The sequence below is a fragment of the Pseudomonas sp. Root562 genome (genome assembly GCF_001427125.1).
Classification (GTDB): domain Bacteria; phylum Pseudomonadota; class Gammaproteobacteria; order Pseudomonadales; family Pseudomonadaceae; genus Aquipseudomonas.
The window spans coordinates 39,176-54,048 of sequence record NZ_LMGK01000024.1 but is presented as its reverse complement, the minus strand read 5'-3'; the positions used below and the strand labels follow the sequence as shown (position 1 = coordinate 54,048).

Annotated in this window: 13 protein-coding genes; 12 read left to right on the top strand and 1 reads right to left on the bottom strand. The window is 61.5% G+C overall.

Annotation, left to right across the window (positions count from 1 at the left end):
* The first annotated feature begins 127 nt into the window (after positions 1 to 127).
* The 12 genes from ASD60_RS21725 to ASD60_RS21670 all read left to right on the top strand — a co-directional run bounded on the left by ASD60_RS21725 (position 128) and on the right by ASD60_RS21670 (position 11,576).
* A complete protein-coding gene (locus ASD60_RS21725) occupies positions 128 to 2,362 on the top strand; it encodes a DNA internalization-related competence protein ComEC/Rec2 (RefSeq protein ID WP_056855951.1) in 2,235 nt (744 codons plus the stop codon).
* A gap of 98 nt (positions 2,363 to 2,460) precedes the next feature.
* Positions 2,461 to 3,096, top strand: coding sequence for a MotA/TolQ/ExbB proton channel family protein (locus ASD60_RS21720; protein ID WP_056855950.1), 636 nt, complete (start codon positions 2,461 to 2,463; stop codon positions 3,094 to 3,096).
* Positions 3,093 to 3,521, top strand: a complete 429-nt coding sequence (locus tag ASD60_RS21715; RefSeq protein WP_056855949.1) for an ExbD/TolR family protein — start codon at positions 3,093 to 3,095, stop codon at positions 3,519 to 3,521. The genes ASD60_RS21720 and ASD60_RS21715 overlap by 4 nt, the downstream gene beginning before the upstream one ends.
* Positions 3,521 to 4,531, top strand: coding sequence for a tetraacyldisaccharide 4'-kinase (gene lpxK / locus ASD60_RS21710; protein ID WP_056855948.1), 1,011 nt, complete (start codon positions 3,521 to 3,523; stop codon positions 4,529 to 4,531). The genes ASD60_RS21715 and lpxK overlap by 1 nt, the downstream gene beginning before the upstream one ends.
* A gap of 25 nt (positions 4,532 to 4,556) precedes the next feature.
* Complete coding sequence (locus ASD60_RS21705; protein ID WP_007945752.1) at positions 4,557 to 4,742, top strand: Trm112 family protein; 186 nt, start codon at positions 4,557 to 4,559, stop codon at positions 4,740 to 4,742.
* A complete protein-coding gene (gene kdsB / locus ASD60_RS21700; protein WP_056855947.1) occupies positions 4,739 to 5,503 on the top strand; it encodes a 3-deoxy-manno-octulosonate cytidylyltransferase in 765 nt (254 codons plus the stop codon). Before ASD60_RS21705 ends, kdsB begins: the two co-directional genes overlap by 4 nt.
* Positions 5,503 to 5,967 (top strand): low molecular weight protein-tyrosine-phosphatase, encoded by a 465-nt coding sequence (locus tag ASD60_RS21695; RefSeq protein WP_056855946.1) that lies wholly within the window; start codon positions 5,503 to 5,505, stop codon positions 5,965 to 5,967. The genes kdsB and ASD60_RS21695 overlap by 1 nt, the downstream gene beginning before the upstream one ends.
* Complete coding sequence (gene murB, locus ASD60_RS21690; RefSeq protein ID WP_056855945.1) at positions 5,964 to 6,983, top strand: UDP-N-acetylmuramate dehydrogenase; 1,020 nt, start codon at positions 5,964 to 5,966, stop codon at positions 6,981 to 6,983. The genes ASD60_RS21695 and murB overlap by 4 nt, the downstream gene beginning before the upstream one ends.
* A 240-nt stretch (positions 6,984 to 7,223) precedes the next feature.
* On the top strand, positions 7,224 to 7,694 hold the full coding sequence (locus tag ASD60_RS21685) for a (2Fe-2S)-binding protein (protein WP_056855944.1): 471 nt from the start codon (positions 7,224 to 7,226) through the stop codon (positions 7,692 to 7,694).
* Positions 7,691 to 10,009, top strand: a complete 2,319-nt coding sequence (locus tag ASD60_RS21680) for a xanthine dehydrogenase family protein molybdopterin-binding subunit (protein WP_056855943.1) — start codon at positions 7,691 to 7,693, stop codon at positions 10,007 to 10,009. The genes ASD60_RS21685 and ASD60_RS21680 overlap by 4 nt, the downstream gene beginning before the upstream one ends.
* Positions 10,009 to 10,992: an XdhC family protein gene (locus tag ASD60_RS21675; protein ID WP_056855942.1), complete on the top strand. Its 984-nt coding sequence runs from the start codon at positions 10,009 to 10,011 to the stop codon at positions 10,990 to 10,992. The genes ASD60_RS21680 and ASD60_RS21675 overlap by 1 nt, the downstream gene beginning before the upstream one ends.
* Positions 10,989 to 11,576, top strand: coding sequence for a nucleotidyltransferase family protein (locus tag ASD60_RS21670; RefSeq protein WP_056855941.1), 588 nt, complete (start codon positions 10,989 to 10,991; stop codon positions 11,574 to 11,576). Before ASD60_RS21675 ends, ASD60_RS21670 begins: the two co-directional genes overlap by 4 nt.
* Before the next feature lie 67 nt (positions 11,577 to 11,643).
* On the opposite strand, the gene rne is transcribed toward ASD60_RS21670, so the two are convergent.
* On the bottom strand, positions 11,644 to 14,838 hold the full coding sequence (gene rne, locus ASD60_RS21665) for a ribonuclease E (RefSeq protein ID WP_056855940.1): 3,195 nt from the start codon (positions 14,836 to 14,838) through the stop codon (positions 11,644 to 11,646).
* Positions 14,839 to 14,873 lie beyond the last annotated feature (35 nt).

Below are 14,873 nucleotides of genomic sequence, written 5' to 3'. Positions count from 1 at the left end.
CGGTCGGTCAAGGCGGCAAGTATGTCTCGATTCCATGAAGCGCCCATTCAGACTTTGTGACAATTGATAACGACGAGCGTGCCGCCAGACGACTATGCCTAAGGTCGGGACTCTCAAGGACGGGCTTATGCGCACAGGGATGATGGCGCTGGCGTTGGGTCTGCTGGCCTTGCGTTTTTTACCGGCATTGCCGCCGGTCGGGTTGTGGCTGTTGATGCCGGTTGTGGGTTTGATGTTGCTGCCGTTCAGAACTTATCCGGTGGCGTTTTTTCTGTTCGGTTTGAGTTGGGGTTGCGCGCAGGCCCATTGGGCATTGGATGACCGCTTGGCGCCGGATCTGGACGGTGAAACCCGATGGGTCGAAGGGCGGGTGACGGGATTGCCCGAGAACGGCGAGGCGGTTGTTCGATTTGAATTGGCGCAGGCAACGTCGCGACACGCAGACGTGCCGTCGCTCATGCGCCTGGCCTGGTACGACGGCCCGCCGGTGAAAAGTGGCGAGCGCTGGCGATTGGCGGTCAAGTTGAAGCGTCCTGCCGGCTTGCTCAATCCGCATGCCTTCGATTACGAAGCTTGGCTGTTGGCGCAGCGCATTGGTGCGACGGGTACGGTCAAGGATGGCGCGCGACTGGTTGAGGCGCGATGGGCCTGGCGTGACGGCATCCGCCAAAGATTGCTGGCGGTGGATGCACAGGGTCGAACGGGGGCACTGGCGGCGTTGGTGCTGGGCGATGGTGCCGGGCTCAGCCGCGAAGACTGGCAAGTGTTGCAAGACACCGGCACCGTGCACTTGCTGGTGATTTCCGGTCAGCACATTGGATTGCTGGCGGGCGTGGTGTACTTGCTGATCGCCGGTCTGGCCCGCTATGGACTCTGGCCAACTCGCCTCCCTTGGCTGCCCTGGGCTTGCGGCCTGGCATTCATCGCCGCGCTGGTTTACGGATTGTTGGCCGGGTTTGAAGTCCCGGTTCGCCGTGCCTGTCTGATGATCGGTCTGGTGTTGTTGTGGCGTCTGCGTTTTCGTCACCTGGGTGCCTGGTGGCCGTTATTGCTGGCGCTCAATGGCGTATTGCTGCTAGACCCGCTGGCCAGTCTGCAACCGGGATTCTGGCTGTCCTTCGCCGCAGTCGCGGTTTTGATTTTTACCTTTGGCGGTCGTCTCGGCCCCTGGCGCTGGTGGCAAACCTGGACCCGCGCCCAATGGCTGATCGCGATTGGCCTGCTGCCATTGCTGTTGGTGCTGGGATTGCCGATCAGTGTCAGCGGACCATTGGTCAATTTGCTGGCAGTGCCATGGATCAGTCTGCTGGTATTGCCTCCTGCATTGCTCGGCACTCTGTTATTGCCACTGCCTCACGTAGGGGAAGGCCTGTTGTGGCTGGCGGGCGGTTTGATCGATTTTTTGTTCAAGGGGTTGGCATTGGTCGCTGGGCGGATTGCAGCGTGGGTGCCCATGGCGATCCCGTTCTGGGTAGGGTGCGTGGGGGCCATGGGCGCCTTACTTCTGTTGTTGCCCCAGGGCGTGCCAATGCGTCCGTTGGGGTGGCCGATGCTGCTGTTGCTGGTGTTTCCTCCACGGGCAGAGTTGCCCGAAGGAATCGCCGACATCTGGCAGCTGGACGTCGGGCAAGGCCTGGCGATCCTGGTGCGCACTCGCCATCAGGCCTTGCTGTATGACACCGGCCCGCGCTTCGGTGATTTCGATCTGGGCGAACGGGTGGTGTTGCCTTCATTGCGCAAGCTTGGCGTAAAAGAGCTCGATTTGATGCTGATCAGCCACGCCGACGCCGATCATGCCGGCGGCGCCCTGGCGGTCGCCAAGGGGTTGGCTGTGAAGCGTGTCATCAGTGGCGATCCGCTGGCACTGCCTGCCGAGTTGCAAGCCCAGGCCTGTGAAACCGACCGGCAATGGATCTGGGACGGGGTGAAGTTCCGGCTCTGGCAATGGTCATCAGCCGGTGTCAGCAATCAAAAGTCCTGTGTTTTGCAGATCGAAGCCAATGACGAGCGCTTGTTGTTGACCGGTGATATCGATGCCGCCGCCGAGCGATCGCTGCTCGACAGTCCATTGGCCGTACCGACCGACTGGTTGCAGGCACCGCATCATGGCAGCCGCAGTTCGTCGTCCATGGCGTTGCTCAATGGCTTGCAGCCTAAAGCGGTGCTGATTTCTCGTGGGCATGGCAATTCATTCGGCCATCCGCACCCAACCGTCGTGGCGCGCTATCTCAAGCGTGGCATTGCGATCCATGACAGTGCGCATGAAGGTGCCATTCATCTGCAACTGGGGCGGTTTGAATCTCCCCGCTCGATGCGTCTGGAGCGGCGGTTCTGGCGCGTCCCGCCAGTATCGGTTCAATAACCGAGCGTTACTAAAGCCCGACCGGATGCGACATCACGGTCTTCGGTGCGTCCACCCCCTATGTTAGAGTGGCGCACTTTTTCGAGGGGACTGACACTGTGTGGGAATTGGTCAAATCCGGCGGCTGGATGATGCTGCCGATCATCCTGAGTTCCATCGCGGCCATGGCAATCGTTGCCGAGCGTCTGTGGACCCTGCGGGCCAGCCGCGTGACGCCGGAGCATTTGCTCGGTCAGGTCTGGGTCTGGATCAAGGACAAGAAACTCAACAAGGACAGGCTCAAGGAACTGCGCGCCAACTCGCCGTTGGGTGAAATCCTGGCCGCGGGCCTTGCCAACTCCAAGCATGGTCGCGAGATCATGAAAGAGTGCATCGAAGAAGCTGCCGCACGGGTCATCCACGATCTGGAGCGCTACATCAACGCGCTCGGCACAATTGCCGCCATGGCGCCGCTGCTGGGCTTGCTCGGTACGGTGTTGGGCATGATCGATATTTTCAGCGCATTCACCGGCAATGGCATGACCACCAACGCGTCGGTGCTGGCCGGTGGTATCTCCAAGGCCCTGATCACCACGGCTGCCGGTTTGATGGTCGGTATCCCGGCAGTGTTCTTCCATCGATTCCTGCAACGCCGGATCGATGAGCTGGTGGTGGGGATGGAGCAGGAAGCGATCAAACTGGTCGAAGTGGTGCAGGGCGACCGCGACGTGGATCTGGCTGAGGGCAAAGCGTGAAATTCCGCCGCAAACCGCGGGAAACAGTGGACATCAACCTCGCGTCGCTGATCGATGTGGTGTTTATCCTGCTGCTGTTTTTCGTTGTGACCACCACATTCACCCGTGAAACCCAGCTGCGTGTCGATCTTCCCGAAGCGGTCAGTGGATCGCCCGCCGAAGACCAGAACAAGCCGCTGGATATCGCCATCAGTGCCGACGGCGTGTTCTCGGTCAACAACCAGGTGCTACCCAAAAGTGATCTGGCCAGCCTGATGGACGCATTGCAGAAGGAGTCCAACGGCGATACCAGCCGGCCGCTGTCGATCAGTGCCGATGGTAAGTCCCAGCATCAGTCCGTCGTCACCGCGATGGACGCCGCTGGCAAACTTGGCTTCAGCCACTTGCGCATGACCACAGTCGAGGCGGCGCCGCCCGCGCCCTGATGGCCATGTCCGATCGCCTGTTAGCCGCATGGTACCGAGGCCATCCCGCGCTGAAGCTGTTGCAGCCACTGGAGTGGTTGTATCGGCGTGTGGTCGATAAAAAGCGCAAACGCTTTTTGGCGGGCGAGGGGGAAATCTATCAGCCACCGGTGCCGCTGATCGTGGTGGGCAACATTACAGTCGGTGGCACCGGCAAGACGCCGTTGATTTTGTGGATGATCGATCACTGCCAGCGCAGCGGTTTGCGGGTCGGTGTGGTCAGTCGTGGCTACGGCGCCAAACCGCCACAGTTGCCATGGCGAGTCGAAGCGCAGCACAGCGCGGAAATTGCCGGTGACGAACCGCTGTTGATCGTCCAGCGCACCGGCGTGCCGCTGATGATCGACCCGAACCGCAGCAACGCCGTCAAAGCCTTGCTGGCGAGTGAACCGCTGGATTTGATCCTGTCCGATGATGGCATGCAGCATTACCGAATGGCCCGGGATCTGGAGCTGGTGTTGATCGACGCCGCCCGTGGCCTGGGTAATCGGCGTTGTTTGCCGGCCGGGCCTTTGCGCGAACCGGCCGAGCGCCTGCAAAGTGTGGACGCGGTGCTCTACAACGGCGCCACCGCCGATCGTGAGGATGGGTTTGCTTTTCAATTGCAACCCACTGCGCTGGTCAATCTGCGAAGCGGCGAACGACGTCACCTCGATCACTTTCCCTCGGGCCAGGCATTGCACGCGGTGGCCGGGATCGGCAATCCGCAGCGTTTCTTCAAGACCCTCGAAACGCTACACTGGCAACCAGTCCCGCACGCGTTCGCCGACCATGCCGAATACAGCCTGCAGGCCTTGAATTTCACCCCGTCATTGCCGTTGGTGATGACCGAAAAGGACGCGGTGAAGTGCCGTGCCTTCGCCGCTGCCGACTGGTGGTACCTGGCGGTCGATGCTGTGCCGACGCCGGCCTTCGTGGCCTGGTTCGATACGCAATTGATGCGCCTGTTGCCGGCTCGTCTCTTGCCTTAAATCCGTTTTTATCCAGGGAATGCTCATGGACACCAAATTGCTCGACATCCTCGCTTGCCCGGTCTGCAAAGGCCCGCTCAAGCTCAGCGCCGACAAGACCGAGCTGATCAGCAAGGGCGCTGGCCTCGCGTACCCGATTCGCGATGGCATTCCGGTGATGCTCGAAACCGAAGCCCGCACCCTGACCACCGACGAGCGTCTGGATAAATGACCACAGCCTTTACCGTTGTCATTCCATCGCGCTACGCCTCCACCCGTTTGCCCGGCAAACCGCTGCTGTTGATCGCCGGCAAGCCGATGATCCAGCACGTCTGGGAACAGGCAAGCAAAAGCAGCGCCCAGCGTGTGGTGGTTGCCACTGATGACGCGCGCATCGTCGAGGCCTGCGAGGGCTTTGGTGCCGAAGTGGTGCTGACCCGTGAAGACCACAACTCCGGCACCGATCGCCTGGCGGAAGTCGCGGCGAAACTGGGCCTTGCTCCTGACGCTATCGTAGTCAATGTCCAGGGTGATGAGCCGTTGATCCCGGCGAGCGTGATCGATCAAGTCGCCGCCAACCTGGCTCTGCATACCGAAGCGCGCATGGCCACCCTGGCCGAGCCGATCGACGACGTGGAAACCCTGTTCAATCCCAACGTGGTGAAAGTGGTCAGCGACCTCAATGGCCTGGCGCTGACCTTCAGTCGTGCCACGCTGCCATGGGCACGGGACGCGTTCGCCCAGAGCCGCGAGCAATTGCCGGAAGGCGTGCCGTATCGTCGCCATATCGGCATCTACGCCTACCGCGCCGGTTTCCTGAATGACTTCGTCAGCTGGGGGCCATGCTGGCTGGAAAACACCGAGTGCCTGGAACAGTTGCGGGCCCTGTGGCACGGCGTGCGCATTCACGTCGCCGATGCGCTGATCGCGCCACCTCCGGGCGTCGATACTGTTGAAGACCTTGAGCGCGTTCGTCGCCTGCTGGAGGCCTGATGCGGGTTCTGTTTGTCTGCCTGGGCAACATCTGCCGTTCACCCACGGCTGAAGGCGTGTTGCGCCACAAACTGCGTGAGGCGGGGCTGGCCGGTCAGGTCGAAGTCGCCTCTGCCGGCACCGGCGACTGGCATGTCGGCAGGGCGCCGGACAAGCGCAGCCAGGCGGCGGCGAAGCTGCGTGGCTACGATCTGTCAGCCCAACGCGCCCAGCAAGTGACCAAAGCTGATTTCGCCACCTACGACCTGATCCTGGCGATGGACAACAGCAATCTGCTCCACCTCAAGGCTTTGCAACCGGCAAAGGGCAAGGCTGAGCTGGATTTGTTCCTGCGCCGCTATCAGGTGGAAATCGACGAAGTCCCGGACCCGTATTACGACGGCGACCAAGGCTTTGAGCAGGTGCTGGATCTGATCGAGCGCGCCAGTGATTTGCTGGTGATCGAACTGAAGGGACGGTTATGAGTTTGCAGGTTCGGTCGCAGGTTTCGCTCAAGCCGTTCAACAGCTTTGGCGTGGATGTCCAGGCACGGTTATTTGCCCAGGCCCATAGCGACGCCGATGTACGGGAGGCCTTGGCCTACGGGCTGGAGCATAAGGTGCCGGTGCTGGTAATCGGTGGTGGCAGCAATTTGCTGCTGACGGCGGATATCCAGTCATTGGTGCTGCGCATGGCCACCCGCGGGATTCGTGTGGTGAGCGACGATGGCAACAACGTGGTGATTGAGGCCGAGGCTGGTGAGCCTTGGCATCCGTTCGTGCAGCACACGTTGGCACAGGGCTTGTCGGGCCTGGAAAACCTCAGCCTGATTCCCGGCACCGTCGGTGCAGCACCCATGCAGAACATCGGCGCTTACGGGGTCGAGATCAAGGACGTATTCGCCGGTCTGACCGCGCTTGATCGCCAGAGTGGCGAACTGCGCGACTTCAGCCTGCAAGAGTGCAACTTCGCCTACCGCGACAGTTTGTTCAAACAGCAACCGGGGCGCTGGCTGATTTTGCGCGTTCGCTTTGCCCTCAACCGTGTCGCGCCATTGCATCTGGAATACGGCCCGGTGCGTCAGCGCCTGACCGAGCAAGGCATCGAGCACCCGACCGCCAGCGATGTCAGCCAGGCCATTTGCAGCATTCGCAACGAAAAACTGCCGGACCCGGCGGTACTGGGCAATGCCGGCAGTTTCTTCAAGAATCCGTTGGTGCCAGCGGCGCTTGTCGCGCAGCTCAAAATCCAATACCCGGATCTGGTGGCCTATGCGCAACCCGACGGGCAGATGAAAATCGCCGCCGGTTGGCTGATCGAGCGGGCAGGCTGGAAAGGTTTCCGTGATGCCGACGCGGGCGTGCATAAATTGCAGGCGCTGGTGCTGGTCAACTACGGCAGCGCCACGGGGTTGCAATTGCTCGACCTGGCGCAGCGTATTCAGAAAGACATTTCAGAACGTTTTCATGTCGAACTGGAAATGGAGCCGAACCGGTATTGAAGCTAAGCTTTCAGGACTGATTCTCAAGCCCTGCACAATGACCATTGTGCAGGGCTTTTTTGTTAATGCTGGGTTAACTTAGTCAGCTAACGATGCAAACGATTTGTTCTACCAAAGGCCCGGTGCAGACGCTGCCGTTTGCGCAAGAGAGCCGATTAGCCTGAGCCGATCTGCGTTCCGAACCAAGATCCAACGGCAGATTGCTCGACCCCATAACTCAAGAAATATGCGGGCGTGCCCATGATTACCCTGAAACTCAACGGTCAAGACCATCAACTCGACGTCACCGAGGACATGCCGCTGCTCTGGGCTATCCGCGACGTGGCGGGCTATAACGGCACCAAATTCGGCTGCGGCATGGGCCTGTGCGGCGCGTGCACCATTCATATCGGAGGTGCGCCGGCGCGTAGTTGCATCACGCCGATCGGCTCGGTGGTCGGACAGAACGTCACCACCATCGACAACCTGCATGCCGACCCGGTAGGTAAAGTGGTGCAACAAGCCTGGCTCGATACGGCGGTGGCCCAATGCGGTTACTGCCAGGGTGGACAAATCATGTCCGCCACGGCCCTGCTCAAGACCAACCCGAACCCCAGCGACGAACAGATCGAAGAGGCGATGGTCGGCAATATCTGCCGCTGCGGCACTTATAACCGCATCAAGACTGCCATCCGCCAGGCATCCACCCACCTGAAGGAGGCCAAGGCATGAGCCAGTTACCAATGGATTTCGCCCTGAGCAACCTCAGTCGCCGTGGTTTTCTCAAGGGCGTGGGCGCTGCGGGTGCCCTGGTGGTTGCCGCAAGCTGGGGCTGGCAAGACGCGTTTGCCGAAGAAGTGAAGAAATTCGGCGCCGACGGCATGCCCAATGGTTGGGTGGATGACCCCAAGGTGTACGTCAGCATCGCCGCCGATGGCACGGTAACCGTTGTTTGCAACCGTTCGGAAATGGGCCAGGGCGTGCGCACCAGTCTGACCATGGTGGTTGCCGATGAACTGGAAGCTGATTGGGCGCGAGTCAAAGTGCGGCAGGCGCCGGGTGACGAAGTGCGCTTCGGCAACCAGGACACCGACGGTTCGCGCAGCATGCGCCACTGGTACGAGCCGATGCGCCGCTGTGGCGCCGCCGCGCGGACCATGCTGGAGCAGGCCGCTGCCGATCAGTGGAAAGTGCCGGTCGGCGAATGCCATGCGCAGCTGCACAAAGTCATCCACAAGCCGTCCGGCCGTGAACTGGAGTATGGCGCGCTGGCCGCAGCCGCCGGTGCCTTGGCCGTTCCGCCGCGGGACAGCCTGAAGCTCAAGCAACCCTCGGAATTTCGCTACATCGGCAAGGAAGGCAGCAAGGCCATCGACGGTGACGACATTGTCAACGGCCGGGCAGTGTATGGCGCCGATGTGCATTTCGACGGCATGTTGTACGCCACCATTGCCCGGCCTGCGGTCTACGGTGGCAAGGTCAAAAGCTTCGATGCCACTGCGGCGATGAAAGTCCCGGGCGTGGTCAAGGTGCTGCAGATCGAAAGTCGTCCGCTGCCATCGGAGTTCCAACCATTGGGCGGAATCGCCGTGGTGGCGAACAATACCTGGGCGGCGATCAAGGGCCGCGAAGCGCTGAAAATCGAGTGGGATGACGGCGCCAATGCCAGCTACGATTCGATCGCCTACCGCAAGGAACTCGAAGCCGCCTCCCTCAAGCCAGGCAAAGTCGTCCGCAATACCGGCAACATCGACGAAGCCATGAGCAGCGCCGACAGCACGCTGGAGGCCTCCTACTATCTGCCGCACCTGTCGCAATCGCCAATGGAGCCGATGGTCGCCATCGCCCGCTACAAGGATGGCGCCTGTGAAGCGTGGGGGCCAAGTCAGGCGCCACAGGTCACCCGCGAACGGATCGGCGAGCGTCTGGGTCTGCCGTTCGATAACGTCACGTTCAACGTGACCTTGCTTGGCGGCGGTTTCGGTCGCAAGTCCAAACCCGACTTCATCATCGAAGCGGCCATTCTCGCCAAAGAGTTCCCCGGCAAGGCTGTGCGTGTGCAATGGACCCGTGAAGACGATATTCATTGTTCCTACTTCCACACCGTCTCGGCCGAATACCTCAAGGCCAGCCTGAACAAGGACGGCCTGCCATCAGGTTGGCTGCACCGGACGGTTGCGCCGAGCATTACCGCATTGTTCGCGCCGGGCATGAATCACGAGGCGGCTTTCGAGTTGGGCATGGGCTTCACCAACATGGCCTACGCCATCCCGAATGTGCGCCTGGAAAACCCCGAAGCCACCGTGCACACCCGCGTGGGCTGGTATCGCTCGGTGTCGAACATCCCGCATGGTTTCGCGATCCAGAGCTTTATCGACGAACTGGCGCACAAGGCCGGGCAAGACCCGCTCAAGTACCAGATCAAGTTGCTCGGACCGGACCGGCAGATCGATCCGCGCACCCTGAGTGAGGAATGGAACTACGGCGAATCGCCCGAGCGCTATCCGATCGATACCGGGCGACTGCGTACCGTGCTGGAAACCGCTGCCAAAGCCGCGGGTTGGGGCCGCGAGTTGCCGAAGGGCCGGGGCCTGGGGCTGGCGGTACATTACAGCTTCGTCACCTACGTGGCGGCGGTGATCGAGGTCGAAGTCAAAGACGATGGCACGTTGCTCGTGCACAAGGCTGACATCGCCGTGGATTGTGGGCCGCAGATCAATCCCGAGCGGATTCGCGCGCAGTTTGAAGGCGCCTGCGTGATGGGGCTGGGCAATGCGGTGCTGGGCGAGATCAGCTTCAAGGATGGCAAGGTCCAGCAGGATAACTTCCACATGTACGAAGTGGCGCGCATGTCGCTGGCACCGAAGGAAGTCGCTGTGCATCTGGTCACACCACCCGGCACCGTACCCTTGGGCGGTGTGGGTGAGCCGGGTGTGCCGCCGATTGCCCCGGCGCTGTGTAACGCGATCTTCGCCGCCACCGGCAAACGCATTCGCGACCTGCCGGTTCGCTATCAACTGCAAGACTGGCGCAAGGCGCAAGCCTGATGGACAGCGTCGATCTGAACGTCCTGCGCAGCGTGCTGGAGTGGCGCCGCGCCGGAAAGCGAGTGGTGTTGTACAGCGTGGTCCAGACCTGGGGCACCGCGCCCCGGGCGCCGGGTGCGATGCTCGCGTTGCGCGAGGACGGTGTCGTAATCGGCTCAGTGTCCGGCGGTTGCGTCGAAGATGACCTGATTGCGCGGTTGCATGACGGTCGAATGCCCTGCGACGGGCCGCCGGTGCAGTTGATTACCTATGGCGTCACCCGCGAGGAGGCCGCACGTTTCGGTTTGCCCTGTGGTGGCACGTTGCGTTTGACCGAAGAGCGGGTCGGCGATGTGGATTGGGTGGCCGAGTTGCTGACGCGCTGCGAGGATCATCAAATCGTCGCGCGTTCGCTGGATATCGAATCGGGCAAAGTGCTTTTGCAAGCGGCCGACAAATCGGACGTGCTGACGTTTGATGGAAAGACGCTGCGGGCCATTTATGGTCCGCGCTGGCGCCTGCTACTGATCGGCGCGGGACAATTGTCCCGATATGTCGCCGAAATGGCACGACTGCTGGATTTCGAAGTGCTGATCTGCGATCCGCGCACTGAATTCGTCTACGGTTGGGAGGAACAGCACGGGCGCTTCGTCTCGGGCATGCCCGACGACGCAGTGCTCAGCATCCAGACCGACGAGCGCACAGCGATTGTTGCGCTGACGCACGACCCGCGGCTGGACGACATGGCGCTGCTCACCGCCCTGGATTCCAAAGCATTCTATGTTGGCGCATTGGGCTCGCGGATCAACAGCCACAAGCGCCGGGAAAACCTCGCGCAGCTGGGTTTGTCGCAACAGTCCATCGAACGGCTGCATGGCCCGATCGGCCTGCACATTGGCAGCCACAGCCCGGCGGAAATCGCGTTGTCGCTGATGGCCGAGATTGTGGCGATCAAGAACGGTGTTGAGTTGAAACAGAAAAAACCGTTGCGGGAGGGCGTATGAACGAGCCCATCGGAGTCATCGTTCTGGCGGCGGGGCAGGGCAGTCGGTTCCGGCAGGTGGCGGGTGAGGAAAAAGACAAGTTGCTGGCGGACTGTAAAGGGCGGGATGGCGCTGTCCGTTCGGTGATCGAGCAGGTGCTGGTGAATCTGCCGGCCACGTTGGACCAACGTGTGCTGGTCACCACGGCGGATCGCCCGCAGGTGATTCGGATGGCCAAGGCTTATGGCTGCGAGATCGTGCTGGTCGAATCCACGGGAATGGGTGACAGCATCGCCGCTGGCGTGGCGGCTTGTGCGCAGCTCGGTGGGTGGTTGATGGTGTTGGGGGATATGCCGTTCATCCTGCCTTCGAGCATTGAACACGTTGCGGCGCAGGTGGCTGACGACTGTATCAGTGTGCCGGTGCAGGACGGCGAATATGGCCATCCGGTGGGTTTTGGCCGCAGTTTTGGTTCAGGGTTGATGGCGCTGTCAGGTGATCGCGGGGCCAAGCCGCTGTTTGCACAGGGGCGCGTGGTTGAAGTCGCGGTGGATGATCCTGGTGTGTTGTGGGACGTGGACGTGCCGGAGAAGTTGATCTTTTAAGCTTTAATCAAACAATAAAAAGCCCCGCCTGGGTTCGCCAGGCGGGGCTTTTTACTGACCGACGGAATCAGACGAGTGGTTTAGGCTCGTGTTCCTTTTCCTCGGCTTGTTCGTGTTGCTCTACCGCTTCCTGTACGGAGCGCGGTGCTTCCTCGATCACCGACTCAACCTGCTCGGCGGCGACTTCGGCAGCCGGGGCAGGTGCTGCCTCGACCACTTCGGCAGCAACCGGTGCCGCGACAGCAGCTTCAGTCTGAGCAGCAGCGGCAGCCAGTTCGGCTTCCTTCTGCAGGCGCTCTTCTTCACGCTTGCGACGACGCACTTCACGCGGGTCGTTCGGCGCACGGCCGCTTGGCGTCAGGGCGCTGACCGGAGCCGCTTCAACGACAGGTGCTGGCGCTTCGGCGACGACCGGTGCTTCTACAACCGGGGCTGGCTCGGCAGCGGCAACGACCGGTTCGGAAACCGACGCTGCAGGCACTTCAGCTTCGGCAGCCGGTGCTGGAGTTTCGGCAACGGCTGGCTCGGCGACCCAGTTGAACGCAGTTTGCTCTTCGCGGACTTCACGAACGGTTTCAGTCACGGTTTCAACAACCGGTTCTGCAACCACCGCAGGCGCCTCGGCAACCGCGGCTGGTTCAGCAGGCGCTTCAACCACAGGTTGTGCTTCTGGTGCCTGGGCCACTTCGATTTCCGGCGAAGCGGTTACTTCTACCGGCGTGGTCGCTTCAACGACTGGCGCTTCAACTGGAGCAGTCTCCAGGGTGGCGGCAGTGGCGCGTTCGGCTTGCTCGTGAGCTTGTGCTTCGGCCGGAGCGCTGATCACGCTGCTGGCAACGGCTGCGGTAACAGCCAGGCCGGCGGCCAGATCGGCAGTGCTTGGCGCTTCAGCGTTGTCGCCAGCTTCGGACTCTTCCGAACCTTCGATCACGTTGCCGTTGGCATCACGCTGACGCTCGCGACGGTTGCTGCGGCGACGCTGACCACGGGAGCGGCGGCGTGGACGATCGCCTTCGGCGCCTTCCTGACCATCTTCCTGCAGTTGCTCTTCGTTGGTTGGCAGTTCTTCTTCGGCTACAGCGGCAGCGGCTTGCTCGGCACGCGGCTGACGTTCTTCACGCGGTGGGCGTGGAGCGCGTTCTTCGCGTGGCTGGCGGGCCGGACGTTCTTCCACGCTCGCAGCAGCGGCCGGGGCAGCATCCAGTGGCTCACGCAGTTCACGTACGCGTTCTTCACGCTCGCCACGTGGCTTGCGATCTTCACGTGGAGCGCGTGGTGCACGTTCTTCACGCGGAGCGCGTGGAGCGCGTTCTTCGCGGGCTACGGCTGGAGTCTCTTCCCGGGCTTCGCGTGGTTGACGCTCTTCGCGTGGTTCACGTGGTGCGCGTTCTTCACGCGGTGCACGTTCCTCGCGCGGCTTGCGTTCTTCATCGCGGCGACCGTTACGGTTGCGGCTCTGTTGGCGACCGTTGCGACGCTCTTCGTTGCGAGCAGGACGCTCGGTAGCCGGCTTCTCGACCACAACGGGAGCCACTGGCTCTTCCTTGGTGGCGAACAGGCTGACCAGCGACTTCACCAGGCCCTTGAACAGGCTTGGCTCTGGCGCGGCGGCAGGGGCGGCAACAGGTGCTGCGACCACTTCGGTCGGAACCGGAGCATTGGCGCGGGCCGGAGCGGTCTTGACCGCGGCTTCCTGGCGAACCAGGGTGCGGGTCGCAGCGGCTGGCTGGACTTCTTCGATTTCGGCAGCGGCAGCGGCGATTTCGTAGCTGGACTGGTTGGTCGCGGCTTCCGGGCTGTCATCACGCAGGCGTTGCACTTCGAAGTGCGGCGTCTCGAGGTGATCGTTCGGCAGAATGACGATGCGGGCGCGGGTGCGCAGTTCGATCTTGGTGATCGAGTTGCGTTTTTCGTTGAGCAGGAACGCGGCCACCGGGATCGGCACTTGTGCGCGAACTTCGGCGGTGCGGTCTTTCAGGGCTTCTTCTTCGATCAGGCGCAGGATCGCCAGGGACAGCGATTCAACGTCACGGATGATGCCGGTGCCGTTGCAACGCGGGCAGACGATGCCGCTGCTTTCGCCCAGGGATGGACGCAGGCGCTGACGGGACATTTCCAGCAAACCGAAGCGCGAGATGCGACCGACTTGCACGCGAGCGCGGTCGGCTTCCAGGCATTCGCGGACTTTCTCTTCCACGGCGCGCTGGTTCTTGGCAGGGGTCATGTCGATGAAGTCGATGACAATCAGGCCGCCGATGTCGCGCAGGCGCAACTGACGGGCGATTTCTTCGGCGGCTTCGAGGTTGGTCTGCAGGGCGGTTTCTTCGATGTCGCTGCCTTTGGTGGCGCGCGCCGAGTTGATGTCGATGGACACCAGGGCTTCGGTCGGATCGATGACGATGGAGCCGCCGGAAGGCAGTTCGACAACGCGCTGGAAGGCGGTTTCGATCTGGCTTTCGATCTGGAAGCGGTTGAACAGCGGAACGCTGTCTTCGTACAGCTTGATCTTGCTGGCGTACTGCGGCATCACCTGGCGGATGAAGGTCAGGGCTTCGTCCTGGGCTTCAACGCTGTCGATCAGCACTTCGCCGATGTCCTGGCGCAGGTAATCGCGGATGGCGCGGATGATCACGTTGCTTTCCTGGTAGATCAGGAACGGCGCGGCGCGGTCCAGCGAGGCTTCTTTGATGGCGGTCCACAGTTGCAGCAGGTAATCGAGGTCCCACTGCATTTCTTCGCTGCTGCGGCCCAGGCCGGCAGTGCGCACGATCAGGCCCATGTCGGCCGGTGCAACCAGGCCGTTCAGCGCTTCACGCAGTTCGTTGCGCTCTTCGCCTTCGATGCGACGGGAGATGCCGCCGGCACGCGGGTTGTTCGGCATCAGCACCAGGTAACGACCGGCCAGGCTGATGAAGGTGGTCAGGGCGGCGCCCTTGTTGCCACGTTCTTCTTTTTCGACCTGAACGATGACTTCCTGGCCTTCGCTCAGGACGTCCTTGATATTGACGCGACCTTCCGGGGCTTTCTTGAAGTATTCGCGGGAGATTTCTTTGAGGGGCAGGAAGCCGTGGCGCTCGGAGCCGAAATCGACAAAGGCAGCCTCAAGGCTTGGTTCGATGCGAGTAATCCGGCCTTTATAGATGTTGGCCTTCTTCTGCTCGCGTGCACCGGATTCGATGTCCAGGTCGTAGAGGCGTTGGCCATCTACCAGTGCAACACGCAACTCTTCAGGTTGAGTTGCGTTAATCAGCATTCTTTTCATGTAGTACCGTCGGTTTCCGGGCTGCCGGAAACGGC

Bases quoted from the DNA above. Each gene is read 5' to 3' on its own strand.
- murB (WP_056855945.1), top strand. From the start codon at position 5,964: ATGAGTTTGCAGGTTCGGTCGCAGGTTTCGCTCAAGCCGTTCAACAGC.
- ASD60_RS21705 (WP_007945752.1), top strand. From the start codon at position 4,557: ATGGACACCAAATTGCTCGACATCCTCGCTTGCCCGGTCTGCAAAGGC.
- ASD60_RS21725 (WP_056855951.1), top strand. From the start codon at position 128: ATGCGCACAGGGATGATGGCGCTGGCGTTGGGTCTGCTGGCCTTGCGT.
- ASD60_RS21695 (WP_056855946.1), top strand. From the start codon at position 5,503: ATGCGGGTTCTGTTTGTCTGCCTGGGCAACATCTGCCGTTCACCCACG.
- kdsB (WP_056855947.1), top strand. From the start codon at position 4,739: ATGACCACAGCCTTTACCGTTGTCATTCCATCGCGCTACGCCTCCACC.
- ASD60_RS21675 (WP_056855942.1), top strand. From the start codon at position 10,009: ATGGACAGCGTCGATCTGAACGTCCTGCGCAGCGTGCTGGAGTGGCGC.
- ASD60_RS21680 (WP_056855943.1), top strand. From the start codon at position 7,691: ATGAGCCAGTTACCAATGGATTTCGCCCTGAGCAACCTCAGTCGCCGT.
- ASD60_RS21670 (WP_056855941.1), top strand. From the start codon at position 10,989: ATGAACGAGCCCATCGGAGTCATCGTTCTGGCGGCGGGGCAGGGCAGT.
- rne (WP_056855940.1), bottom strand. From the start codon at position 14,838: ATGAAAAGAATGCTGATTAACGCAACTCAACCTGAAGAGTTGCGTGTT.
- ASD60_RS21685 (WP_056855944.1), top strand. From the start codon at position 7,224: ATGATTACCCTGAAACTCAACGGTCAAGACCATCAACTCGACGTCACC.
- lpxK (WP_056855948.1), top strand. From the start codon at position 3,521: ATGGCCATGTCCGATCGCCTGTTAGCCGCATGGTACCGAGGCCATCCC.